20 protein-coding genes, 1 tRNA gene and 3 pseudogenes are annotated in these 24278 nt (G+C 53.7%); 14 read left to right on the top strand and 10 right to left on the bottom strand.

The features are described 5' to 3' along the window. The first annotated feature begins 73 nt into the window (after positions 1 to 73). From RHP47_RS10225 to RHP47_RS10185, 9 genes are all read left to right on the top strand, one after another. On the top strand, positions 74 to 1237 hold the full coding sequence (locus RHP47_RS10225) for an ABC exporter membrane fusion protein (protein ID WP_286625605.1): 1164 nt from the start codon (positions 74 to 76) through the stop codon (positions 1235 to 1237). Positions 1238 to 1246: 9 nt separating this feature from the next. Next, a complete protein-coding gene (devC, locus tag RHP47_RS10220; protein WP_310840396.1) occupies positions 1247 to 2401 on the top strand; it encodes an ABC transporter permease DevC in 1155 nt (384 codons plus the stop codon). A 9-nt stretch (positions 2402 to 2410) separates the two neighbouring features. Further along, on the top strand, positions 2411 to 3106 hold the full coding sequence (locus tag RHP47_RS10215; protein ID WP_149820552.1) for a DevA family ABC transporter ATP-binding protein: 696 nt from the start codon (positions 2411 to 2413) through the stop codon (positions 3104 to 3106). Positions 3107 to 3147: 41 nt separating this feature from the next. Then, entirely contained in the window at positions 3148 to 3792 is a 645-nt protein-coding gene (locus RHP47_RS10210) for a Uma2 family endonuclease (protein ID WP_286625601.1), read from the top strand. 235 nt (positions 3793 to 4027) lie between these two features. Continuing rightward, positions 4028 to 7354 (top strand): DNA-directed RNA polymerase subunit beta, encoded by a 3327-nt coding sequence (gene rpoB, locus RHP47_RS10205; RefSeq protein WP_149820548.1) that lies wholly within the window; start codon positions 4028 to 4030, stop codon positions 7352 to 7354. A gap of 76 nt (positions 7355 to 7430) precedes the next feature. Beyond that, a complete protein-coding gene (locus tag RHP47_RS10200) occupies positions 7431 to 9299 on the top strand; it encodes a DNA-directed RNA polymerase subunit gamma (protein WP_286625599.1) in 1869 nt (622 codons plus the stop codon). Positions 9300 to 9318: 19 nt separating this feature from the next. Continuing rightward, positions 9319 to 13299, top strand: coding sequence for a DNA-directed RNA polymerase subunit beta'' (locus RHP47_RS10195; RefSeq protein WP_149820544.1), 3981 nt, complete (start codon positions 9319 to 9321; stop codon positions 13297 to 13299). A gap of 204 nt (positions 13300 to 13503) precedes the next feature. Further along, a complete protein-coding gene (locus tag RHP47_RS10190) occupies positions 13504 to 14334 on the top strand; it encodes a M48 family metallopeptidase (protein WP_286649612.1) in 831 nt (276 codons plus the stop codon). Between the two features lie 2 nt (positions 14335 to 14336). Next, positions 14337 to 15002 carry a cytochrome b/b6 domain-containing protein gene (locus RHP47_RS10185; protein ID WP_149820540.1) on the top strand — a complete coding sequence of 222 codons (666 nt, stop codon included), beginning with the start codon at positions 14337 to 14339 and terminating at the stop codon, positions 15000 to 15002. On the opposite strand, the gene RHP47_RS10180 is transcribed toward RHP47_RS10185, so the two are convergent. The 3 genes from RHP47_RS10180 to RHP47_RS10170 form a co-directional block, all read right to left on the bottom strand. Then, on the bottom strand, positions 14986 to 15588 hold the full coding sequence (locus RHP47_RS10180) for an HAS-barrel domain-containing protein (protein ID WP_149820538.1): 603 nt from the start codon (positions 15586 to 15588) through the stop codon (positions 14986 to 14988). The two genes, RHP47_RS10185 and RHP47_RS10180, sit on opposite strands and share 17 nt — an antisense overlap. Positions 15589 to 15591: 3 nt before the next feature. After that, complete coding sequence (ndhS, locus tag RHP47_RS13135; protein WP_286627186.1) at positions 15592 to 15924, bottom strand: photosynthetic/respiratory NAD(P)H-quinone oxidoreductase subunit S; 333 nt, start codon at positions 15922 to 15924, stop codon at positions 15592 to 15594. Positions 15925 to 15935: 11 nt separating this feature from the next. Then, a tRNA-Ser gene (locus tag RHP47_RS10170) sits at positions 15936 to 16027 on the bottom strand. A gap of 225 nt (positions 16028 to 16252) precedes the next feature. Here RHP47_RS10170 and RHP47_RS10165 point away from each other — a divergent pair. The 5 genes and pseudogenes from RHP47_RS10165 to RHP47_RS10145 all read left to right on the top strand — a co-directional run bounded on the left by RHP47_RS10165 (position 16253) and on the right by RHP47_RS10145 (position 21452). After that, the gene (locus tag RHP47_RS10165; RefSeq protein WP_286625590.1) at positions 16253 to 18010 is read left to right on the top strand and encodes a TolC family protein; all 1758 of its coding nucleotides are present in this window, start codon (positions 16253 to 16255) and stop codon (positions 18008 to 18010) included. Between the two features lie 3 nt (positions 18011 to 18013). Further along, positions 18014 to 18589: pseudogene (locus RHP47_RS10160) on the top strand (GDP-mannose 4,6-dehydratase); the annotation flags it as partial. 1032 nt (positions 18590 to 19621) lie between these two features. Further along, positions 19622 to 20131 (top strand): annotated as a pseudogene (locus RHP47_RS13130) (GDP-mannose 4,6-dehydratase); the annotation flags it as partial. A gap of 2 nt (positions 20132 to 20133) precedes the next feature. After that, positions 20134 to 21075 (top strand): GDP-L-fucose synthase, encoded by a 942-nt coding sequence (locus RHP47_RS10150; protein WP_310840395.1) that lies wholly within the window; start codon positions 20134 to 20136, stop codon positions 21073 to 21075. Next, positions 21072 to 21452: a GxxExxY protein gene (locus RHP47_RS10145; RefSeq protein ID WP_149820527.1), complete on the top strand. Its 381-nt coding sequence runs from the start codon at positions 21072 to 21074 to the stop codon at positions 21450 to 21452. Before RHP47_RS10150 ends, RHP47_RS10145 begins: the two co-directional genes overlap by 4 nt. Before the next feature lie 23 nt (positions 21453 to 21475). Here RHP47_RS10145 and RHP47_RS13125 read toward each other — a convergent pair. The 7 genes and pseudogenes from RHP47_RS13125 to RHP47_RS10115 form a co-directional block, all read right to left on the bottom strand. Next, positions 21476 to 21676: pseudogene (locus RHP47_RS13125) on the bottom strand (transposase); the annotation flags it as partial. A 61-nt stretch (positions 21677 to 21737) separates the two neighbouring features. Beyond that, positions 21738 to 21854, bottom strand: a complete 117-nt coding sequence (locus tag RHP47_RS13120) for an IS630 transposase-related protein (RefSeq protein WP_399362138.1) — start codon at positions 21852 to 21854, stop codon at positions 21738 to 21740. Positions 21855 to 21910: 56 nt separating this feature from the next. After that, a complete protein-coding gene (locus tag RHP47_RS10135; protein WP_302679428.1) occupies positions 21911 to 22705 on the bottom strand; it encodes a DNA adenine methylase in 795 nt (264 codons plus the stop codon). Positions 22706 to 22779: 74 nt separating this feature from the next. Beyond that, positions 22780 to 23076, bottom strand: coding sequence for a YggT family protein (locus RHP47_RS10130; RefSeq protein ID WP_149820523.1), 297 nt, complete (start codon positions 23074 to 23076; stop codon positions 22780 to 22782). Positions 23077 to 23097: 21 nt separating this feature from the next. Beyond that, positions 23098 to 23421, bottom strand: coding sequence for a metal-sensing transcriptional repressor (locus tag RHP47_RS10125; RefSeq protein ID WP_149820521.1), 324 nt, complete (start codon positions 23419 to 23421; stop codon positions 23098 to 23100). Between the two features lie 11 nt (positions 23422 to 23432). Continuing rightward, positions 23433 to 23654 (bottom strand): hypothetical protein, encoded by a 222-nt coding sequence (locus RHP47_RS10120; protein WP_149820518.1) that lies wholly within the window; start codon positions 23652 to 23654, stop codon positions 23433 to 23435. Then, positions 23654 to 23986, bottom strand: a complete 333-nt coding sequence (locus tag RHP47_RS10115; protein WP_310840393.1) for a helix-turn-helix domain-containing protein — start codon at positions 23984 to 23986, stop codon at positions 23654 to 23656. The genes RHP47_RS10120 and RHP47_RS10115 overlap by 1 nt, the downstream gene beginning before the upstream one ends. Positions 23987 to 24278 lie beyond the last annotated feature (292 nt).

Genomic DNA, 24278 nt, shown 5'->3' with positions numbered 1-24278 from the left:
TTGGAACTCTGTATTAGAATCAGGGAGTACTTATTGGTTTTGATTACACTGCATTTATTTACGAGGTCCTCCCATGGGACAGCCTTTTCTCAGCAAAATTGGTCGTCCATGGCTGATCGGGGGGGCGATCGCCATCGGATTAGGCAGCTTGGCATTCAGTTTGAACTATTGGCAGCAACGTCAACGGGTCAATGAAGAACAGGCAATTCAGGCAGCCCTTGCTAATCCCATGAGCGATCGCATTACCGCCCTTGGCCGACTCGAACCGGAAGGGGAAGTGGTGGCGGTGAGTGCCCCCTCGATGACGGAGCGATTGGGACAGTTGTTAGTGCGCGAAGGCGATCGCGTGGTTGCCGGTCAACCCCTTGCCTATTTAGATACCTACCCGGAACGCAAAGCCGAACGGGACTTGGCTGCCAGTCAGTTGCAGGAAGCCCGCCTACGCTATGAGGCCGAAACCCGCCTAGCTGTTGCTCAAATTGCCGAAGCCGAACGCCGTCGCGATCGCGCCAATGAACCGGCCATTGCCGCCATTCAAGCCCAGCAGGCCACAATTCAACGCATTCAAGCGGAATTAGAGACCGCCAATCGCGAGTACCAGCGCTTTGCCCAACTCTTTGCCGATGGGGCAGTGTCGCAACAGGATCTCGACGATCGCACTGTCCGCGTCCGGAGCTTACAGGAAGAACTGCGCAACGCCCAAGCCAACCTCGTTCGCCTACAGGAAGAGCGCCGCACAGAACTGGCCACGGCAAATGCCCAAGTGGACGCCGCCCAAGCCAATCTGGGACGGGTACAAACCCAAGTGCAGCTCCTCTCAGCAGAGCGCAATCTGCAACTGGCAGAAGCCCGCCTTGAGCGCACCATTATTCGCGCCCCTCGCAATGGTCGGGTGCTGCGGATTCACACTAGAGCCGGCGAAACTATCAATGAACGGGGGATTCTTGAATTGGGGAATACCGACCAAATGTATGCCGTTGCTGAGGTGTATGAGACCGATGTGCCTCGGGTTCGTGTAGGACAGCCCGCTGAAATTCGCAGCAGTGCCCTCAGCGCGCCGCTTAGTGGCCGTGTGGCGCAAGTAGGGCTGGTGGTGGCCAAGAATGACGTGACTGATACGGATCCAGCCGCCAAAACGGATGCGCGGGTTGTGGAAGTGAAAATTCGCCTTGACAACAGTGAGCCGGTGGCGGGTCTAACAAATATGCAAGTGGAAATTGCCATTGATCCACGCTGAGGTTCAAGGATGATTTTTGCAATTCCCTTAGCTTGGCTACAACTGATTCGAGAGCGCATTCGCCTATTGGTGGCGATCGCTGGCATTGCCTTTGCAGTGGTGCTGATGCTGATGCAGTTTGGCTTTCGCGATGCCCTCTTTAAGGCGGCAGTGCGCTTCCACGAGAGCTTAAACACCGATATTGTCCTCATTAGTCCCCAATCCACGGCGCTGATTGCCATGCGCAGCTTCCCGCGGCGGCGACTCTACCAAGCAGCGGGCTTTGAAGGGGTCGAGTCGGTTTCTCCCCTCTACCTGAGTTTTGGTCTCTGGCGCAATCCCATTAACAAAAGTACTCGCCAACTGATGGTGATTGGCGTCGATCCGCTGGCGGTGTCCATTTCCGTATCCGATACCCCCCACTGGCAAGATGCGATTAAGCTAGCGGATCATGTTCTTTTTGATGCCCAATCCCGCACTGAGTTTGGCCCGATTCCTGAGCTATACCGCCAAGGGGAAGAGGTCACGACCGAAGTCTCTGGCCGCAAAATCACCGTGGCAGGCTTGTTTCGCATGGGAGCCAACTTTGGTGCCGATGGTAATTTGCTCACGAGTGATTTGAACTTTTTGCGCCTTTTCCCCGAACGTCATCCGGGGCTAATCGATGTGGGTTTAGTACGGGTGCAGCCGGGGGTGAATACGAAAGCATTGGCACGGCGGATGAATGCTTCCCTCGGCAATGATGTACTGGTGATGACCCGTGAGGAGTTTGCTGAGTTTGAGCGCAGTTATTGGGAAAAGAGTACCTCCATTGGCTTTATTTTCTCCCTTGGTGCCCTGATGGGATTTATCGTTGGTTCCGTGATTGTCTATCAAATTCTCTACACCGATGTCACGGATCACTTGGCGGAGTATGCCACCCTCAAGGCCATGGGCTACCGCGATATCTTCTTCTATGGCGTGGTCATGCAGGAGTCCTTGATTCTCTCCTGTATGGGCTATGTTCCAGGCTTTATCGTGTCATTTTTACTCTACATCCTTATTGCCAGAGCCACGTCACTGCCAGTGTGGATGACCGTAGAGCGCGCCAGTTTGGTCTTTACCCTCACGGTCTTAATGTGTACCCTTTCGGGAGCGATCGCCATGCGGCGGATCCAAGCGGCTGATCCTGCCGATATTTTCTAGGATGGTGTTATGGAGCCAGTGATCCACATTCAAGGCCTCAATCACTACTTTGGTCAGGGGCAACTGCGCAAGCAAATTCTCTTTGATCTCTGCGCTCGCATTGAGGCGGGTGAAATTGTGATCATGACGGGGCCTTCGGGGTCAGGGAAAACCACACTGTTAACCCTGATCGGTGCCTTGCGATCGGCACAAGAGGGCAGTCTGCGGGTTCTGGGTCAGGAGCTACGCAACGCCACAAAAGAGCAGCAGATTCAAATTCGGCGGCAAACGGGCTACATCTTCCAAGGGCACAATCTGCTCCATGCCTTGACGGCTCGCCAAAATGTGCAAATGGCGCTGGATTTGCAACCCCACCTCAGTCCACAGGAAGTCCGAGAACGAGTGGAAGCAATGCTCTGTGCCGTTGGCCTTGGAGAGCGCCTTGACTACTATCCCCATGAACTTTCGGGGGGGCAAAAGCAACGGGTGGCGATCGCTCGCGCTCTCGTGGGACATCCCAAAATTGTCCTTGCCGATGAACCGACGGCTGCTCTCGATAAAAAATCCGGTCGCGATGTGGTGGAAATTATGCGTAGCCTTGCCCGCGAACAGGGCTGCACCATTTTAATTGTGACCCACGATAACCGTATTCTTGATGTCGCCGATCGCATCATTCACATGGAAGATGGCCGCCTCTCAGAAACCACAATTGGCCTTTCCGCCTAGCCTAGAATAGAGGCAAGCAGTGCAGGGCAAATCCGCTGATCATGTTTGCAGCTCCGCAGGGGACAGTGCCAATGTTGGAGAGTGGCGATCGCCTCAGTCGCGAGGCCTTTGAGCGCCTGTATGCCCAATGTCCTCATATTAAAAAAGCTGAACTCATTAACGGAGTCGTGTACGTGGCCTCCCCTGTGCGGGTGAATTCCCACAGCCGTCCCCACAGTCTCGTCATGGGCTGGTTGATGGCCTTTGAAGTGGCAACAGCCAACGTCATGGTGCTCGCTAATGCCACCGTCCGCTTAGATGCCCAAACAGTGGTGCAACCCGATGCCCTGCTGCGCCTTGTCAATGGCACCTCCCGTATCAGCGAGGATGATTATCTTGAAGGGGCGCCTGAACTCATTGTCGAAATTGCCAGTAGCAGTGCCGCCTACGATCTCCACGACAAACTAGAGGTTTATTGTCGCTGTGGGGTTCAGGAATACTTGGTCTGGGTGGTACCGGAGCAGGATTTTCATTGGTATCTCAAGGAAGGAACAAGCTACCGCCGTCAAGCACCCGATGACCACGGCATTTTTCGCAGTGGGCACTTCTCTGGATTGTGGCTCCACTGGCCAGCCCTGAGAGACGGTCATTTAACGCTTGTTTTGGAAACCCTGCACACAGGATTGAAGTTGCAGCAACCCCCATAACTATTAGTGAACTGTCGCTTAACTGTAAGAACTCTGTGCTATGGTCATAGGTAGCGGCTTGCAAGCGCGGCAGTGGCACTTGTCAACTCTTCTCGTTTCCAACAGCTTTATCTTGCCAGAGGTCTCCGGCGGCAGTGTTTGCCGTAAGCGGAGCTTTTGGTGTGCTTGACAGGGCAACGCCTCTTCATTTAAGATGCAAGATCCGCGTTTTAGCGATACCCTCTAGAGGATATACATGGCTAGTAATCAGATTTACACGCCACCCGCTTTTACCTTGCCAGACCTTGTCGAGATTCAGCGGGCCAGCTTCCGATGGTTTCTGGAAGAAGGACTCATTGAAGAGCTAGAGAGTTTCTCCCCCATTACTGATTATACCGGCAAAATTGAGTTGCACTTTTTGGCCAAGGACTACCGACTCAAGGAGCCGAAGTATAGCGTCGATGAGGCCAAGCGGCGGGATGCCACCTACTCAATGCAAATGTATGTCCCGACTCGCCTCATTAACAAAGAAAACGGCAATATCATTGACCAAGATGTGTTCATCGGCGATCTGCCCCTGATGACCGATCGCGGGACATTTATTATCAATGGTGCAGAGCGCGTCATTGTCAACCAGATTGTCCGCAGTCCCGGCGTTTACTACAAATCAGAAACCGACAAGAATGGTCGCCGTACCTACAATGCCAGCCTGATTCCCAACCGGGGCGCTTGGCTGAAATTTGAAACCGATAAAAACGATCTGCTCTGGGTACGCATTGACAAAACCCGTAAGCTCTCAGCGCACGTTCTCCTCAAGGCCTTGGGGTTAACCGATAGCGAAATTCTAGAGCGGCTGCGTCACCCCGAGTACTACCAAAAAACTGTTGAAAAAGAAGGCAAATTCTCCGAAGAAGACGCCCTTATTGAACTGTACAAAAAACTGCGCCCAGGGGAGCCGCCCACGGTTTCAGGGGGACAACAGCTTCTGGAGTCGCGCTTCTTTGATCCCAAACGCTACGACCTTGGCCGGGTAGGTCGCTATAAGCTCAACCGCAAGTTGCAGTTGAATATTCCCGACTCGGTGCGCATCCTCACCCCAGAAGATATTCTTGCGGCCATTGATTATCTAATTAACCTCGAGTTTGATCTGGGCACGATTGATGACATTGACCACTTGGGCAACCGCCGCGTCCGTTCTGTGGGTGAATTGCTGCAAAACCAAGTGCGCGTTGGCCTCAATCGCCTAGAGCGCATCATTCGCGAGCGGATGACGGTGTCTGACACGGATTCTTTGACGCCCACTTCGCTGGTCAACCCGAAGCCCTTGGTGGCGGCCATCAAGGAATTCTTTGGTTCTAGCCAGCTTTCCCAATTCATGGATCAGACCAACCCCCTCGCGGAACTCACCCACAAACGGCGCTTGAGTGCCCTAGGCCCCGGTGGTCTCACTCGGGAGCGGGCGGGCTTTGCGGTGCGGGATATTCACCCGAGTCACTATGGTCGCATTTGCCCCATTGAAACTCCTGAAGGTCCCAACGCTGGGTTGATTGGTTCCTTGGCCACCCATGCCCGCGTCAACGAATATGGCTTTATTGAGACGCCTTTCTATCCAGTGGAAAATGGTCGGGTGCTGAAGGATCGCCCTCCCGTTTACATGACCGCTGACGAAGAGGATGATAAGCGGGTGGCGCCGGGGGACGTGCCCACCGATGAAAACGGCTACATCCTTGGGGATGTGGTGCCGGTACGCTATCGTCAAGATTTCACCACCACCACCCCCGATCAGGTGGACTACGTAGCAGTTTCGCCAGTACAGATTATCTCTGTGGCCACCTCGCTGATTCCCTTTCTAGAGCACGATGACGCCAACCGTGCCCTCATGGGATCCAACATGCAGCGGCAGGCGGTACCCCTGTTGCGACCGCACCGTCCCTTAGTGGGTACCGGTCTAGAGGCTCAGGCAGCACGGGACTCTGGGATGGTGATTCTCAGCCAGACCAATGGTGTGGTCACCTATGTGGATGCCAATCAAATTCGCGTCAAAACCGATAATGGCCCTGAGATGACCTACACGCTGCAAAAGTATCAGCGCTCCAACCAAGATACCTGCTTGAATCAACGACCGATTGTCTTTGTCGGCGATCGCGTGCAGGCAGGACAGGTGATTGCTGATGGCTCCGCCACTGAGGGGGGCGAACTAGCCCTTGGCCAAAACATCCTTGTGGCCTATATGCCTTGGGAAGGCTACAACTACGAAGACGCCATCCTGATCAGCGAACGGCTAGTTCAAGAGGATGTCTATACCTCCATCCACATTGAGAAGTACGAGATCGAGGCGCGGCAAACCAAACTAGGTCCTGAGGAAATTACCCGCGAAGTGCCCAACGTCTCTGAAGATGCCCTGCGGCAGTTGGATGAAAACGGCATTATCCGCATCGGTGCCTTTGTAGAAGCAGGCGATATTCTCGTCGGTAAAGTCACCCCCAAAGGGGAATCGGATCAGCCCCCCGAAGAAAAACTCCTGCGTGCCATCTTTGGTGAAAAAGCGCGGGATGTGCGGGATAACTCCCTGCGGGTGCCCAATGGTGAAAAAGGGCGCGTTGTCGATGTGCGCGTCTTTACCCGTGAGCAGGGAGATGAACTACCCCCCGGTGCCAATATGGTGGTGCGGGTCTATGTGGCCCAGAAGCGCAAAATTCAGGTGGGGGACAAAATGGCTGGCCGCCACGGCAACAAGGGGATTATTTCCCGCATTCTCCCTGTGGAGGATATGCCTTTCCTACCCGATGGTCGCCCCGTGGATATTGTCCTCAATCCCTTGGGGGTGCCTTCACGGATGAATGTGGGGCAAGTCTATGAGTGTTTGCTGGGCTGGGCTGGGGAGTGCCTTGGTCGTCGGTTCAAAATTACTCCCTTTGATGAAATGCACGGCAAGGAAAAATCCCGCGAAACCGTCCATGCCAAGCTACAAGAGGCCAAAGAAGTCACGGGTCAAGATTGGGTCTTTAATCCTGAGGATCCGGGCAAAATGGTCGTCTATGATGGCCGCACCGGTGAACCCTTTGACCGGCCCGTGACGGTGGGGATGGCCTATATGCTGAAGCTCGTGCACTTGGTGGACGATAAGATCCACGCCCGCTCCACAGGGCCTTACTCTTTGGTTACTCAACAGCCCCTCGGTGGTAAAGCCCAGCAAGGGGGTCAGCGCTTTGGCGAGATGGAGGTGTGGGCATTGGAGGCCTATGGTGCCGCCTATATTCTCCAAGAGTTGCTGACGGTCAAGTCCGATGATATGCAAGGACGCAATGAAGCCCTCAATGCCATTGTTAAAGGGCAATCCATTCCACGACCGGGCACGCCAGAGTCCTTCAAGGTGCTGATGCGGGAGCTGCAATCCCTGTGCTTGGATATTTCCGTGCGCAAGGCCAGTATTCCCAGCTTTGATGACGATGGCGAAATGAAACCTGACCCCGAGGTGGATTTGATGGTGGATGTCAGCCCTCGCCGTACCCCGGCACGACCCACAATTGACTACAGTGCCCTCGACGACACGGACGACAAAGAAGGGGCAACGACATTCTAAACACTCAGAACTGAGTCAGCTTGTTTGGGGGCGATCGCCCCCTTGATCCATTCACCGCCAAAGGATTTGTGAGTTTATGCCCAGAATCGAGCAACGCTTTGATTATGTAAAAGTGTCTCTCGCGTCACCGGAGCGCATCATCCAATGGGGGCAGCGCACGCTCCCCAACGGTCAAGTGGTGGGCGAGGTGACTAAACCAGAAACCATTAACTATCGCACCCTCAAGCCAGAGATGGACGGCCTCTTCTGCGAGCGGATTTTTGGTCCTGCTAAGGATTGGGAGTGCCACTGCGGTAAATACAAGCGGGTGCGCCATCGTGGCATTGTCTGCGAACGTTGTGGCGTTGAAGTCACCGAATCGCGGGTGCGCCGCCATCGCATGGGCTATATTAAGTTGGCTGCCCCAGTGACCCATGTTTGGTATCTGAAGGGGATTCCCAGCTACATGGCGATCCTGCTGGATATGCCCCTACGGGATGTGGAGCAAATTGTCTATTTCAATTCCTATGTAGTGCTAGATCCGGGCAATCACCCTAGCCTCAGCTACAAGCAGCTCCTAAGCGAAGATCAGTGGCAGGAAATTGAAGAAGAGATCTACAGCGAAGACTCGGAGCTAGAGGGTATTGAGGTGGGCATTGGGGCTGAAGCCATTCAACGCCTACTTCAGGATTTAGATCTGCAAAAAGAGGCCGACCAACTGCGGCAGGAAATCCTCAACTCCAAGGGGCAAAAACGCGCCAAGCTCATCAAACGGCTGCGGGTCATTGACAACTTCATTGCCACTGGAGCAAAGCCAGAGTGGATGGTTTTGACGGTAATTCCCGTGATTCCACCGGATCTGCGGCCAATGGTGCAGTTAGATGGTGGGCGCTTTGCCACCTCTGACCTGAATGACCTGTACCGCCGCGTCATTAACCGCAACAACCGCCTTGCCCGCCTGCAAGAGATTCTCGCCCCCGAGATTATTGTTCGGAATGAGAAGCGCATGCTTCAAGAGGCGGTGGATGCCCTCATTGATAATGGTCGTCGCGGTCGTACGGTAGTGGGCGCCAACAACCGTCCCCTGAAGTCCCTTTCCGACATTATTGAGGGGAAACAGGGTCGCTTCCGCCAAAACCTGCTGGGGAAACGGGTGGACTACTCCGGTCGTTCGGTGATTGTGGTGGGGCCAAAACTGCAAATGCACCAGTGCGGCCTGCCTCGGGAAATGGCCATTGAACTCTTCCAGCCCTTTGTGATTCACCGCTTGATTCGCCAACAAATTGTCAACAACATTAAGGCAGCGAAGCGGATGATCCAGCGCAATGACCCCCAAATTTGGGATGTGCTGGAGGAGGTGATTGAGGGTCACCCGGTGCTGCTCAACCGTGCCCCAACCCTCCACCGTTTGGGGATTCAGGCCTTTGAGCCAATTCTGGTGGAAGGGCGTGCCATTCAACTGCACCCCTTGGTGTGTCCTGCCTTCAACGCCGACTTTGACGGGGATCAAATGGCGGTGCACGTCCCCCTCTCGATTGAGGCTCAAGCGGAGGCGCGGATGCTGATGCTAGCCTCAAATAATATTCTGTCACCGGCCACGGGCAAGCCGATTATTACCCCCAGCCAAGATATGGTTTTGGGCTGCTATTACTTGACAGCAGAAAATCCGAAGCTGCCAGATTATAGCGATCGCTACTATGCCAACTTCCAAGACGTGGTCATGGCCTACGAACAGGGACACTTGCCGCTCCATGCCTTTGTCTGGGTGCGCTACGACGGTGAGGTAGACGATGGCGACAGCAGTGAACCTCAGATTACGACCTATGAAGATGGTTCCCGTTTACTGGAGTATTCCCTGCGGCGAGTCAAGGAGGATGCCAACGGTCAACTGATTTCCCAATACATCCGCACCACCCCCGGTCGCATCATCTACAACCAAACGATTCAAGAAGCCCTAGCCAGTTAATTTGGGAGACCCCAACACCATGACTGAGAAAAAGCCTGTTTTCTTTAACCGCATCATTGACAAAAAAGGCTTGCGGAACCTAATTGCTTGGTCGTTTAGCAACTTTGGCACCGCCCGCACAGCGGAAATGGCCGACAAAGTCAAAGACCTTGGCTTTCGCTATGCCACCCGCGCCGGTGTCTCCATCAGTGTTGATGACCTGCTCGTGCCCCCGAAAAAACAGGAACTCCTCGAAGCCGCTGAAAAGGAAATTAAAACCGCTCAGGAGCGCTACTCGCGGGGTGAAATTACGGAGGTGGAACGCTTCCAGAAGGTGATTGACACTTGGAACACCACCAACGAAGAACTGAAAAACGAGGTGGTGCGGCACTTCCGTAATACTGATGTCCTCAACTCCGTGTACATGATGGCCTTCTCGGGGGCACGGGGAAACCTCTCGCAGGTGCGCCAGTTGGTGGGAATGCGGGGGTTAATGGCCAATCCCCAAGGGGAAATCATTGACCTGCCGATTAAAACCAACTTCCGCGAAGGGCTGACGGTGACGGAGTACATTATCTCCTCCTACGGTGCGCGTAAAGGACTAGTGGATACAGCACTGCGGACGGCGGACTCCGGTTACTTGACCCGGCGCTTGGTGGATGTCTCTCAAGATGTGATTATCCGCGAAGAGGATTGTGAAACGGAGCGGGGCATTACGCTGCGCAGTATGACGGTGGGGGATAAGGTACTAGCGCTAGAGGATCGGCTTTTGGGTCGAGTGGTGCTCAATGATGTCTGCCATCCGGAAACGGGCGAAGTGCTGGTGGCCAAAAATCAAGCCATCTCTGCTGATCTAGCGAAGAAAATTGTTGATGCGGGTATCGAAGAAGTAGTGGTGCGATCGCCCCTCACCTGCGAGGCCACTGGCTCTGTGTGTCGTCTTTGCTACGGCTGGAGCCTTGCCCATGCCCAACTGGTGGATATGGGAGAAGCGGTGGGCATTATTGCCGCTCAATCCATTGGTGAACCCGGTACGCAGTTGACCATGCGCACGTTCCACACTGGTGGGGTGTTTACGGGGGAAGTGGCTCGCCAAGAACGCGCTCCCTTTGCTGGCACGGTGGAGTACGGCAAGAAATTACGGGTACGTCCCTACCGCACTCGTCACGGGGATGATGCCTTTATTGTCGAAACCGCTGGCAAGCTTGTGATCAAAAGTGGTCAACAAAGCCAAGAATTTGACCTCTCCCAAGGGTCAATTGTGCTAGTGGCAGAGGGTGAAACCGTTGAAGCGGGTCAATTGTTGGCGGAAGTGGCGCAGGCCTCCCGCAGTGTCCGCAAGTCCACGGAGAAAGTGACCAAGGATGTGGCCTCGGATTTGGCGGGTCAAGTGAAGTTCGTCAACCTCGAGGCAGAGGAGAAGCGCGATCGCCAAGGCACCACAACGCGCATTGCCCCCAAAGGTGGCTTGATTTGGGTACTGTCTGGGGAAGTCTATAACCTGCCCCCCGGTGCAGAGCCGGTGGTGAAAAATGGCGATCGCATTGAAGCCGGGGCCGTGCTTGCAGAAACCACGGTGAAAACCGAGCATGGCGGTGTCGTGCGTCTCCCTGAGCAACAGGATAGCAAAGGCGGTCGCGAGGTGGAAATTATTACTGCCTCGGTGATGCTCGATAAAGCCAAGGTGCTCAAAGAAACCCAGCAGGGACGCGAGCATTACATTATTGAAACCGCCACTGGTCAGCGCTTCTCCTTGAAAGCTGCCCCCGGTACGAAAGTCGCCAATGGTCAAGTGGTGGCCGAACTCATTGACGATCGCTACCACACCACGACTGGCGGTATCCTCAAATATGCCGACATTGAAGTGGCCAAAAAAGGCAAAGCCAAGCAGGGCTACGAAGTCCTCAAGGGGGGGACGCTCCTGTGGATTCCCGAAGAAACCCATGAGGTAAATAAAGACATTTCGCTGCTCATGGTAGAGGACAACCAATACGTCGAAGCAGGGACGGAGGTTGTCAAGGACATCTTCTGTCAAAACAGCGGTGTCGTCGAAGTCATCCAGAAAAACGACATTCTGCGGGAAATTATTATCAAGCCCGGCGAACTGCACCTTGTGGATGATCCGGAAGCCGCGCGGCTGAAGCATGGTGTGTTGGCGCGTCCGGGTGAAGAGGTACTCCCCGGCCTTGTGGTTGAAACCCTCTCGCAAGTGGATTATCTGGAGGACACTCCCGAAGGACCAGCGATTCTGCTGCGCCCCGTCCAAGAATTTAGCGTGCCTGATGAGCCATCGGTACCCAGCCAAGACTCCAGTGATAGCTCAGGGCAGTCCATTCGCCTGCGGGCTGTGCAGCGGTTGCCCTACAAACACGATGAGCGAGTTAAATCCGTTGATGGCGTTGATCTGCTGCGGACACAGTTAGTCCTTGAAATTGGCAGCGAAGCCCCCCAACTGGCTGCTGACATTGAAATTGTGACGGATGAGGTGGATCCAGAAGCCCGGCGCCTCCAACTGGTGATTCTGGAATCCTTGGTGATTCGCCGTGACATTGCTGCCGATCAAACCCAAGGCAGTACGTTTACTTCCCTCTTGGTCAAGGATGGCGATCACATTGGCCCCGGTGCCGTGATTGCCCGCACGGACATCAAAGCCAAGCAGGCAGGTGAAGTGCAGGGGATCTTGCGCAGTGGGGAATCGGTTCGCCGTATTCTGGTCGTTACTGAGAGCGATCGCCTGCGGATCGAGACCAACGGGGCTAAACCCACGGTCAAAGTTGGCGATCTCGTGCGTCCCGGCGATGAACTGGCCAAGGGGGTGACTGCCCCAGAAACAGCAGCGGTCATGGCGGTGGCCGATGACCACGTGATCCTGCGCTTAGCCCGTCCCTACCTTGTCTCGCCGGGGGCAGTGCTGCAAATTGAGGACGGTGACCTTGTGCAGCGCGGGGATAACCTCGCCCTGTTGGTGTTTGAGCGGGCGAAAACGGGGGACATTATTCAGGGGTTACCTCGGATTGAAGAACTCCTTGAAGCGCGCCATCCCAAAGAAAAATGCGTGCTGGCTGTGCGCCCCGGCACCTGTCAAGTCACCTATAACAGTGATGACAGCGTAGATATCAAAGTCATTGAAGAGGATGGCACGATTCAGGAATACCCTGTCCTGCCGGGTCAAAACCCCTTGGTGGTGGATGGTCAAAAGGTCAATCTCGCTGACCCCCTCACCGATGGCCCTGTGGATCCCCACGACATCCTCTCCATTTACTTTGAGTACTACAAACCCCAAGGGTTGCTCAAAGCCGCCCAAATTAGCCTTGAGAAGGTGCAATCCTTCTTGGTCAACGAGGTGCAGTCGGTGTATCTCACCCAAGGGATTGAGATTGCCGATAAACACATTGAGGTGGTCGTCCGCCAGATGACCTCGAAGGTACGGATTGATGATGCCGGCGATACAATCGTTCTCTCTGGGGAACTCATGAGTCTGCGCCAAGCGGAGCAAGCCAACGAACCCATGGCACTCACCGGTGGTGCACCTGCCCAATATACCCCTGTCCTCTTGGGGATTACCAAGGCTTCACTGAATACCGATAGCTTTATTTCAGCCGCCAGTTTCCAAGAGACAACACGGGTACTCACGGAAGCGGCCATTGAAGGCAAGTCCGATTGGCTGCGGGGACTTAAGGAAAACGTCATCATTGGCCGTCTCATCCCAGCGGGCACCGGCTTCAACAGCTACGAGGAAAGTAGCAACGGCGACGAAGAGTGGGAAGAGGGTGAAGATCGCTTGGGTCAAACCCACGTTATCAGCCCTGAACCCGAACCCCCCTCAATGACGGTCAATGTGACCGCTGACCTCGGTGAGGATGTCCTCATTGACGATGAAACGGCGCCCCACGTGATTGAAAAAATCACTGGACGGACTCGCGATTTTGAATTCGCCAGTAGTGATGCTGACGATGAAGAGGACGAACTCCTAGACGAGGACGATGACTATGGGGAGGAAGAGGAGGATGACGCCTTTTAACTAAAACTCCCTTGACTAAAGAAGGCTACGGTAGAGGTGAGCACCTAATCTAGGAGCAAGCGATGGGTGCACTTGCCGTAGCTTTTTTTGGTTTCAGGTCGCAGATCATGCCGAACACCGCCGAACGTTTTGGCAGGGATGCGAGAAACCTGTGCCATACCTTAAAATTGGCAGTAGAGGGGTCAAAGTAAAAATCACGATTTCATGCCTGTTCCAGCGTATTCCAGCCTGAGGGCTGATCAGTTTCGTCATCCCCGCGATCGCGAGGCCACCCAAGCCCTCCAACAACTGCCGGGGTTAGATCTTCTCGTGCGATCGCTCCTAGGTTCGGTGGCGGAGCAGGCCTTTTATCTTGAAAATATTGGCAGCAGTCTGCGCCTAAGTGAACAGCAACTTCCAGACATTTACGGGCTTCATATCGAGGCTTGCCGCATTTTAGGCCTAGAGCCACCCCAACTGTATCTGAAACAGCATCCTGTCCCCAATGCCTATACCTTTGCCATGCGGGGCAAGCAGCCCTTTGTTGTACTGCACTCCTCCCTTGTGGAATTGCTGACACCCAAGGAATTGCAGGCAGTACTAGCGCACGAGTTGGGACATCTGAAGTGTGAGCATGGCGTGTATTTGACGATCGCCAACCTGCTGCTGTTTGCCACTAGTCAACTCTCCCCTTGGGGCTTGCTCTTGGCGCAAGGACTGCAAACCCAATTGATGCATTGGCTGCGCTGTGCTGAACTCACCTGCGATCGCGCGGCCTTGTTGGTGACCCAAGACCCGCGGGTTGTGGCCTCGGTGCTGATGAAACTCTGTGGTGGCTCGCCGCAGTGGAGCGATCGCCTGAATCTCGATGCCTTCATTGCCCAAGCGCGTGACTATGAGGCCGCTGATCGGGGTTGGTACAACCTTTTCAAGGAATTGCAGGCCAGTCAACTGACTCACCCACTACCGGTGCTGCGGGCACGGGAAATTCTAGATTGGGCGGAAACGCAGCAGTACGATCGCCTCGTCAAGCAATTACACCCTGTTCGTCAATAACGATGGCCAAACCGATTCCCTATCAACCCCTTCTGCTACGCCTTGCCCATGGGGCGATCGCGATTTTGGCACTCCTCGCTCTCATCTCAGGGTTTTGGGTCTACAACACCTACGATGGCCGCTGGGGATCACTGCCCCTACCCAAGATTCCCGATATTCAAGGCCTCCACGGGACGATTGCCCTCGTCCTTTTATTGCTGTTTCCCTTCTTTGCGCTCTACTGCTTTCATTGGGGCGATCGCCGGCTGTTGCACAAGAAATCCTTGGCGCAACTTTCCCAAGGGAATTGGCACGCTTGGCAACGGTTGGCAAATACCCTAATGCTGGTGGCGGTCACGTTTGCCCTTATCAGCGGGCGGATGATGCAGGAGGAGTGGTTGTCCACAGGCGAGCTAAATCGAGGCTGGTACTTGGCTCATTTAGGGGCTTGGAGTGTGGTGCTCCTGAGTTTGCTGTCTCACTTGATTCTGGGGGCAAAGGCAGGGGGGCGGCCACTTTTGGTTTCAATGGTGAGTTTTGCAATCCGCCCAGAGGATCGGCGGATCGGGAACTGGTGGCGTGGCGGTAGGCTCAAGCCTTCCAATCAAGTGTTGTTGGGCCTAGAAATTGTTATTTTGCTGGGGATTGTGATTGCTTTTGTTTTGCCCGCTATCATAACTGCTCGATAATGCCCCGCAGGCGATCGTAGTCATCCTTGAGGAGTCGGTTCAGGTATTGCGCTGCCTGCACCAGCCACTGGCGATCGCGCTGGCGGAGTTGATACAAGGAACGCAGCGTTGCCGCCACCAAAGCATCGCCGGGACCATAGCGCAGGGTCAACAGTGTTCGCAAAAAGGTCAATGTGCCACTGAAGGCAATCACTTCCTCAACAGGACAGCCATAGACCTGCTGGTGCATTTGGGGTGGGTGGGGGGGCAAATGGTGATAAAAGTGTTCTTGTTCCTGAAAGCCAGTGATGGCGATCGTGATCTCAGTTTTCAACATGGCAAAAATATGGGGCTGCTCTTGCCGTAGTTGCTCTAGGGATAGCCCCAAGGCGGTGGCACGGTGAATGGTGTCAATGGGAGCCGTTACTACATAGGCAACAACGCCATAAATGACGCGATCACCTTCAGGAATCCGCACCCAACTACCCAAGGCGGGCACTAGGGGAAAATCGAGGCTAGCGGGTTCGTGGCACTGGGCAATGCAGTGATCCGTTGCGGTTTGGATAATTTCCGCAAAGGGCTGGGGGGGAGGCGATCGCCGCGCCATCGTTTACTTTTTCGCTTTCGCTTTTTCCTTGGGCGTGGTCACCACTGGCTCTAGCTCACTAGTCTGAAAAGTAACCAATTTATCCCAGTTCCCGCCTTCAAAGAGCACTGCCACTTTGCCATCTGTAACCCGCTGTACAATCCCCTGAAATTGGTAGTAGGTATCGTTGGGATTGGTGACCTTCACGGTCATACCAGGGAGAATTGTCATTGCTAAGTCGCTGGCCATCGTCTTATCCCAAAGATGTTTATGTGAATTTATTATCTCCTGCCCTTGCCCCGTTCGCGCTTTGCTGAGGGGTAGCAAAGGATAAGTGTCAGCTATTGGTTTGATGATCTTTTCTTCAACGGAGAGGGAGGGATTCGAACCCTCGGATAGGAGTTACCTGCCTATCAACAGATTAGCAATCTGCCGCTTTCGACCACTCAGCCACCTCTCCTTTTTGAGGGTTCCTTATTGTAGATCAGTTTTCTCTCCCTTTTCAATCCTCGTGGTCTGCGGCTGTTGCTCTAGGGGGCGATCGCAATCGAGAATCCATGCTAGAGTTTTGCAGAATGGGTGTGTTGTGGGAGTGAAGCACATGGCTGTATGCTGGCAATCTTCACCAGTGCTTAGGCGCAGTCCTACCGTGGCTAAGTTGAGCAGGTTGCACGTCTAAGTTCTCATGTTGAATGATCTTGCCCTGAATCCCCAAAAAATGCTGGTGTCGGGACTCCTCGCGATCGCCCCCGTGACGCTGTCTAGCTCGGTTCAAGCTACACCCACCACGACTCCAATGGCACAGGCATCTTCCCAAACGCCAGCCTCGGATGTCCTCACGCCTCTCGACCCCAATCCCGATAGACTGGCGCTTCCTGAGACGGTCAAGATTGATCTCAATCAACCCCTCACCCTCGAGCAAGCGATTGAGGTGGCGATTCGCAATAACATTGGCCTACAGATTAGTGAGCTACAACTACAACGGGCACGGGCACAACTGCGACAGGTGCAAGCACAGCTTTATCCCACCCTTGTGTTTCAAGCCAGCATTGGCCAAAATACCTCCCCCGGTGGCCAGCCTGCCTACCTGCCCCTCAACTTTCAGCAGCAACTCTCTTTACAACAGCAGCAACAGCAACAGGCGCAGCAACAGCTTCTCGCTCAGCAACTGGCCGCCAGCAGTATTTTGAATACTCAGGTGCAACGACTGCAACAGCGATTTCAAGGCCCCCAACTCACGGCGTTTTCGGATCAGCAAAACCTTGAGCTGCAACAGCAACTGCAACAACTGCAAAATAGTGCCAGTCAGGCGGCTACCCCCTCCAACTTCACTCCCATTACCCTTGCACCAGTAAATCAACTCAACTTTACGAACTTTTTTACCAATCTTTTTGGGGCGACGAGTGGGGCAACGTCGAATGCAGCCCTGGTGATGAACTATACGTTGTTTGCGGGGGGCGGGCGATCGGCGGCCATTGCAGCAGCTCGTGACCAAGTGCGCCTCAGTGAACTAGAGGTACAACGCCAACGCCAACAACTGATCCTTGATGTAACGAATGATTACTATTTGGCGCAACAGGCCAAGGTTCAGGTGCAAATTGGTGAAGCTGCCGTAGCCAATGCCCAAGTGACCCTGCGGGATGCGACGGCCTTTGAGCAAGCAGGGATTGGGACGCTCTTGGATGTGTTGACCGCAGAGGTGAGCCTTGCCAATGCCCAGCAAAACTTGAGCCAAGCGCGCAATTTGGAAATCACCACCCGGCGACAGTTGGCACAGCGATTGAATGTGAATCAGACGGTGGATGTGGCGATCGCTGACCGCGTTGAACCCGCTGAAGAATGGTCACTTTCCCTTGAGGATAGTATTCTCCTTGCCTATCAGAACCGTGTTGAGCTAGAGCAGCGGCTGCTACAGCGCACGATTGCCCTGAACAATCGTCAGGTAGTATTGGCGGCTACCCGTCCCCAACTGAGTCTCTTTGCCAGTGGCAATCTGCTGGACAAGGTCACGGATGATCTCGCACCTCGCTTTGGCTATGGGGTAGGACTGCAAATGCAATTAGACCTCTTTGATGGCGGCAATGCCCGTGCCAGTGCGGCTCGCCAAGAAGCCCTTGCAGCAACCGCTGAGGAACAATATGCCAATCAGAAAAACATCATCCGCCTAGAGGTGGAAACAGCCTACACCAATCTCAGAGCCAATGCGAAAAACATTGCTACAGCACGGACAGCGGTTACCCAAGCCACTGAAGGGCTGCGCCTCGCTCGGCTGCGTTTTCAAGCGGGGGTAGGAACGCAACAAGAAGTCACCAATGCCGAAACGAATTTGACCCAAGCCCAAGGGAACCTTCTTGCTGCCATTTTGAACTATAATCGCTCCCTAGCCGCATTAAAGCGGGCTGTGGGCTATCCAGAACAAACACGTTTAGGCGCAAGGCAATAAAGGATGGGCGATCGCAAGCGGGCATTAATTACGGGCATCACCGGTCAAGATGGATCTTATCTGAGTGAGCTACTCCTTGAGAAGGGCTATGAAGTCCACGGCATTATTCGCCGCACCTCCACATTTAACACCGATCGCATTGATCACATTTACGTTGATCCCCACCAAGAGGGGGCGGCCCTGCGCCTGCACTATGGCGATCTCACCGATGGCGGCACCCTACGGCGGATTTTAGAGTTAAGCCAGCCCGACGAAATTTACAATTTGGGGGCGCAATCCCATGTGCGGGTGAGCTTTGATGCGCCACAATACACCGTCGAAACGGTGGCCATGGGCACCCTGCGACTGCTAGAGGCCATTCGTGAATATCAAGAGCGCACGGGCAAACAGGTGAAGTTTTACCAAGCGGGGTCTTCCGAGATGTTTGGCTTGGTGCAGGAGGTGCCGCAGCGGGAAACAACGCCCTTTTATCCCCGCAGTCCCTATGCCTGTGCCAAGGTCTATGCCCACTGGCAAACGGTGAATTATCGCGAGGCCTATAATCTTTTTGCCTGTAATGGGATTCTCTTTAACCACGAGTGTGTGACTGGCACCACACCAGTGATTCTGCGGCGGCGGGGACTGATGGATATTCGGCCTATTGCCGATGTTGTTCCCCATCGCAGTGATCCCAAGCAGGGTAAACGCTACACAACCGACTTGGCACCCGAGGATCGCTTTGAGGTCTGGGATGCCGAAGGCTGGACCAGTGTGACCTGCATGACGGCCACTTGGAATGGCGGCGATAAAACCGTTCATCGGATCATGGCAGGGGCGGCTCTCTACGAAACAACTGCTGATCATCAAGTTTTTGTCCTCGATAGGGAAACGCCCTGCGCGAAGGAGACACAGCAGGTCCAGGTGGGCGATCGCCTTGCCCTCATTGATCTGCCCCCCGCTACAGAGCAAGTGGATGTCAGCCCCAGCGAAGCTTGGCTCCTCGGGATTCTAGCTGCAGAGGGGCATATTACCCCTGAAGGTAAAGTGAAAGTCGCTAACCAAGACCCAGAATTATTGGCGCGGGTCAGTGCCACATGGCGAAAAGTTGCCGCAGGATATACCAGTGAGTACACCGCTGCGAGCGGCTTCCCAAACGGTCAGCCTGTGACCCAACTGCATCTCAATGGCAATTGCGACTATGGCCGCTACCTCTACCCCCAAATCTATACCCGTGAGGGTCACAAGCGGATTCCCCAACGCATTCTCAACGCTGATCATGCGGCTCGCTTGGCGTTTCTTGAGGGCTTTAACGCTGGGGATGGTTTGCGCAGTACCCCTTGTACCTATGAATTTCAGGGCTTTTGCACGGCTTCACCCGTATTGGCGGCAGGCCTCTATTGGTTGGTGAGCACCACCTTGGAGCAGCGTATTACCCTTTGCCTCGAAGAACGGGGCGATCGCACCTACTACAAGCTGAATTTGAACAGTCCCCAGACCACCCAATCGGGACAGCATCTCTGTAAACCCAAGGACGAAGTCATTAAAGCCCACGCGATCGCCCATGAAGGATGGGTATTCGATTTGGCAACCACCTCTGGCACCTTTCATGCCGGTATTGGCCAAGGCTGGATCCATAACTCCCCGCGGCGGGGTGAAACATTCGTGACCCGCAAAATTACCCGTGCGGTGGCTCGCATTGTCGCTGGCCAGCAAAACAAGCTCTATTTGGGCAACCTAGAAGCGAAGCGAGATTGGGGCTACGCCAAGGACTATGTGCGAGCCATGTGGCTGATGCTGCAACAGGAGCAACCCGATGACTATGTGGTGGCCACAGGCGAAACCCACTCCGTGCGGGAATTTTTAGAACTCGCCTTTGGTCATGTCGGTCTCAACTGGCAGGACTACGTGGAATTTGACCCCCGTTATTTGCGTCCCACAGAGGTGGATTTACTCTTGGGGGATCCAACCAAAGCCAAAACCGTTTTGGGCTGGCAGCCCTCGGTTACCTTTCCGGAACTGGTGGCGTTGATGGTGGAAGCGGATCTCCATGCCGTGGGGATTCAAGGAACAACCCCCAAAACCACCTCCGACACCGTGCTGGATCTCATTGCCCAGCGGCAGTTTATCAGTAAGGCAGACTAGTGATGGATCTCAGTAAAAAAAGGATTCTTGTCACCGGTGGGGCGGGATTTTTGGGACGCCAAGTGGTGGCGCAGTTGCAAAACGCCGGGGCAGTGCCTGAGCAAATCACAGTGGTGCGATCGCGCGACTACGACCTACGCCAACTCTCTGCTTGCCAAGCCGTCGTTCAAAACCAAGATATTATCATTCACCTTGCTGCCCATGTGGGGGGAATTGGCCTCAATCAAGTCAAGCCCGCTGAACTCTTTTATGACAACCTGATGATGGGGGCACAACTCATTGATTGTGCCTATCGCGCGGGAGTCGAGAAATTCGTCTGTGTGGGGACGATTTGCGCCTATCCCAAATTTACCCCTGTTCCCTTCAAAGAAAGCGATCTTTGGAACGGCTACCCCGAAGAAACCAACGCCCCCTACGGTATTGCTAAAAAAGCCCTTCTCGTGCAATTGCAAGCCTATCGGCAGCAGTATGGCTTTAATGGTATCTATCTCTTGCCCGTGAATCTTTATGGGCCGGGGGATAACTTTGACCCCCTGAGTTCCCATGTGATTCCTGCTTTAATTCGCAAAGTTTACATTGCTCAGCAACAGGGGGAGAGGGTGATTCCCGTGTGGGGGGATGGCAGCCCTAGCCGCGAATTTCTCTATGTTGAAGATGCTGCCCGCGGGATTGTCATGGCTACCCAAGCCTACGATCATCCTGATCCGATTAACCTCGGTACGGGTGAAGAAATCACCATTAAGAATTTAGTTGAACTCATCTGCGACCTGATGGACTTTCAAGGCCAGATTAAATGGCAAACCGATAAGCCCAATGGTCAACCCCGCCGCTGCCTAGATACCACTAAGGCAAAAGAGGCCTTTGGGTTTCGTGCCCAAATTCCCCTCAAAGAAGGCTTAGAACGTACAATTGCTTGGTACCGTCAGCACGCTACGTCCCTATGAGACACTGGATCCAGCTTATTCAGGAGATTGCCCAAGACATCTTCCAAGAATTAGGCAGTGGTTTCAGCGAAGCCATCTATCAAAAAGCTTTTGAGGTTGCCCTGCGGGAACGGCAAATTGATTACGAAGAACAACGCAAGGTACCGATTTTCTTTCACGGTTATTTTGTGGGGGAGGCCATTCCCGATCTCATTGTGCGTGACAATGGCCAAGCGGTTGTAGTCGTTGAACTCAAGGCTGTTCAGAACATTGGCGATAAGGAAGTCAAGCAAGTCAAGAAGTATATGGAAGCCCTCAAAATTCCTGTAGGGGTTGTCGTCAACTTTTCCACTTCTACAGCAGGGGATCGGCCGCAAATCATTGAAGTGAACCTATAGCTGTTCCAATAAAGAATGAGATATCATCCAGCACAATACTTGCGAATCACTTCATCCATAGAACTGTTTGACCCTGCATACATCCGCGCTCACTTCAGCGCACTGAATTCGTGCTCAATCACATTCAAATCAGGAGAGTATTTCGGTAAAAATAAGACCTCGTGCTTCGCCGCTTTCACCACTGCCTGGATCACCCCTTTCGGATGAATCGGTGCATGATTCATACACCGTTCTTGGTAACGCATTTGTTTTTTTCGGGTGATGCCCATCTGGTCGAGGGCGTAACTAACAGCGATGGATGGTGGCGCGGCTCACCTGAAAGATTTGAGTCGCTTCACTGATTTTACCACCTTTCTTGATATATGAGACAACCCGCTCTCGTAAGTCCAAGGTATAGCTCATGTTCTTGAGTGATATTCATGAATTTTTGAGTATAGCCTATCCTTCTTGAAAATATCTCATTCCCTTTCGAAATGGCCATAGGTGACAACCAGCAGCTCGCTAATCTTACCGCGTTTGTGGTGATTGGAGTTGATCACACGGCTAGCTTTCAGTTCAATGCAGCGCCAAGATTGATACAGTTGCAGCATCGGTTCTACCCAAGCATTGCTGAGCATGACGTAGCATCCCCGTTGAGCCAACTCACCAACAACCTTAGCTAAGGCAATCTGTTCTGCTTCACCAAAGGGTTGATCAGTGTAGCTGGTGAAGCTGGCCGTTTTGGAAAGGGGATAGTAAGGCGGATCAAAGTAGATAAAATCCCCCGCCGTTGCCCAAGTTAAGACCTCTTGAAAATCCGCCACACTTAATGTCACGTTTTGCAGAGCAATGCTCGCTTGGCGCAGAGCCTCTGGATCAAAAATCTGGGGATTGCGATAACGACCCATGGGAACGTTGAACTGCCCCGCACGATTAACACGATAGAGGCCGTTAAAACAGGTTTTGTTCAGATAGATGAAGCGAGCCGCTCGCGCGAGGGGATCAAGTTGCTGCTGATCTAAGCTACGAATGTGGTAGTAAAAGGCTTCGCTGTGCTGCTGGCGATATGCCGTGAGTTCTTGAATTAAGTCCTCCACGCGATCGCGCACAATTTGGTAGCAGTTCATTAGTTCAGGGTTGCGATCGCTCAGCCGCGCCTGCTGAAACTGAAACTGCCCCTGTTGGGCTTGGCCAAAGAGATACCAGTAGAGTGCCGCGCTCCCACAAAACGGCTCAGCATAACAGCGACATTGATGGGGTAAATAGGGAGCCATTTGGCTCAACAATTGCGACTTGCCCCCCGCCCACTTGAGAAATGGTTTCGGGCTGAGGATTGTTGCTGTCCCCACTAGGCCGGTGGAAACAGGATGAACAACAGTCCCTGCTGCCCCACGAGCAATTCCCGTAGGAGCGTGACAATACCCACCCAGATAATGGGACTAATATCCACTCCCCCAAGGGGCGGCACGACGCGGCGAGTTGGTGCCAGCACAGGCTCTGAAAGCCAGTAAATCACTTTCAATGGCCCTTGGGTGAGGTTGATCTGGGGGTACCATGTGAGGACAATCCGCACCAGAAAGATCAGGGTAAAAAGGGCGAGGATGATTCCCAGTACCCAATTGATGACAACGACAGGCATTGGCATTGCTTACACTATCCCAAATCATTATCCCAAAAAATGATCAAGGGCAGCTTTAAGTTCTGCCAGTTCCTGATCAATGCGTCCCTCTTGAGCGGCACGAGTCACACATTCATTCAAATGCTCATCGAGAATCAGCCGTGCCACCCGATCCAACGCTCCCCGCACTGCGGCAATTTGAATCAGTACCTCTGGGCAAGGGCGACTATCCTGGACCATCGTTTTGATACCACGCACGTGCCCTTCAATGCGCGAGAGCCGATTGACGATCGCCCGCAGCGATTCCTCACTGTGATGATGGGGATGGGAATGTAGGGAAGGGGAAGAATGGGAATGAGATTCAGTGCCCACGGCAAACAGTCCTAAACAATAACAATCAGTACAACAATCAACCTATTGAACAGAATATTCAACAGATTAGGAACTAGGTGTTGTGTTGCTCCCTGTTGAAAATAATTTCTTAAATTCACTAAGCGTTGGCGATTCATAGCTGCCAGTTGTTGGCGCTGAGCAGGGCTGAGAACTTCTTGGACTTCTAAAGCAGCCGCAAAACGTGTTCGTTGCAGCATCTCCCGTAAGCTCATCACCAATGCCGCCGCTCAAACGCTTGATCTAGCCGCTTCAAGTCTTGCTGCAATGCTTGGGTGTTAAGCGACGCTAAATCAGGGTTGGTCTGCTTTGCTTCAGTCAATCGTTGGCACTGCACGTTGAAGCTGGGGTAAGGGGCATCCGCTGGGATGATGTACTCGCTAACCAAAGAGCAGGCATTGACTGGACATTTGCGCGAAGCAATCCAGTTTTTGCGCTCCCTCAGCGCGTGATTCCAAACCCTGCGGCACACCTCTAGATCGTGGTCGATCTGCTTGGCCTGCTGCTGGGTTAGTTTTAGTTTGTACTCGTACGTCAGGGTGAGCATGAGTGGATTATAGCTATTAGTCGCGCCCGATGTTCGGTGCTAGCTCAATATATCCAGCAACAAGCTGAGATTGAGTGACTACTCCCTGCGGTCGCCCGCTGCCTCACCACCACCTAACCGCTTTGCGGTATAGACGGAGCACTGCGGCGAATTTTGGTAGCAAACTTGCTAGCTGCGCTTGGTTTTGGCCATGAATGTTACGGCTCTTTCCTAAATTTTCGAATGGGCGTTTGCCTTGGGCGTCACTCCCGTAACTGTTGTCCCTAGGGAAGTCGTGATAGTATCGGGACAC

Source organism: Thermosynechococcus sp. QKsg1, from assembly GCF_031586415.1.
Taxonomy (GTDB): Bacteria; Cyanobacteriota; Cyanobacteriia; order Thermosynechococcales; family Thermosynechococcaceae; genus Thermosynechococcus.
Note: the sequence above shows the minus strand (reverse complement) of the source record. Positions and strands in the feature narration are given on the sequence as shown.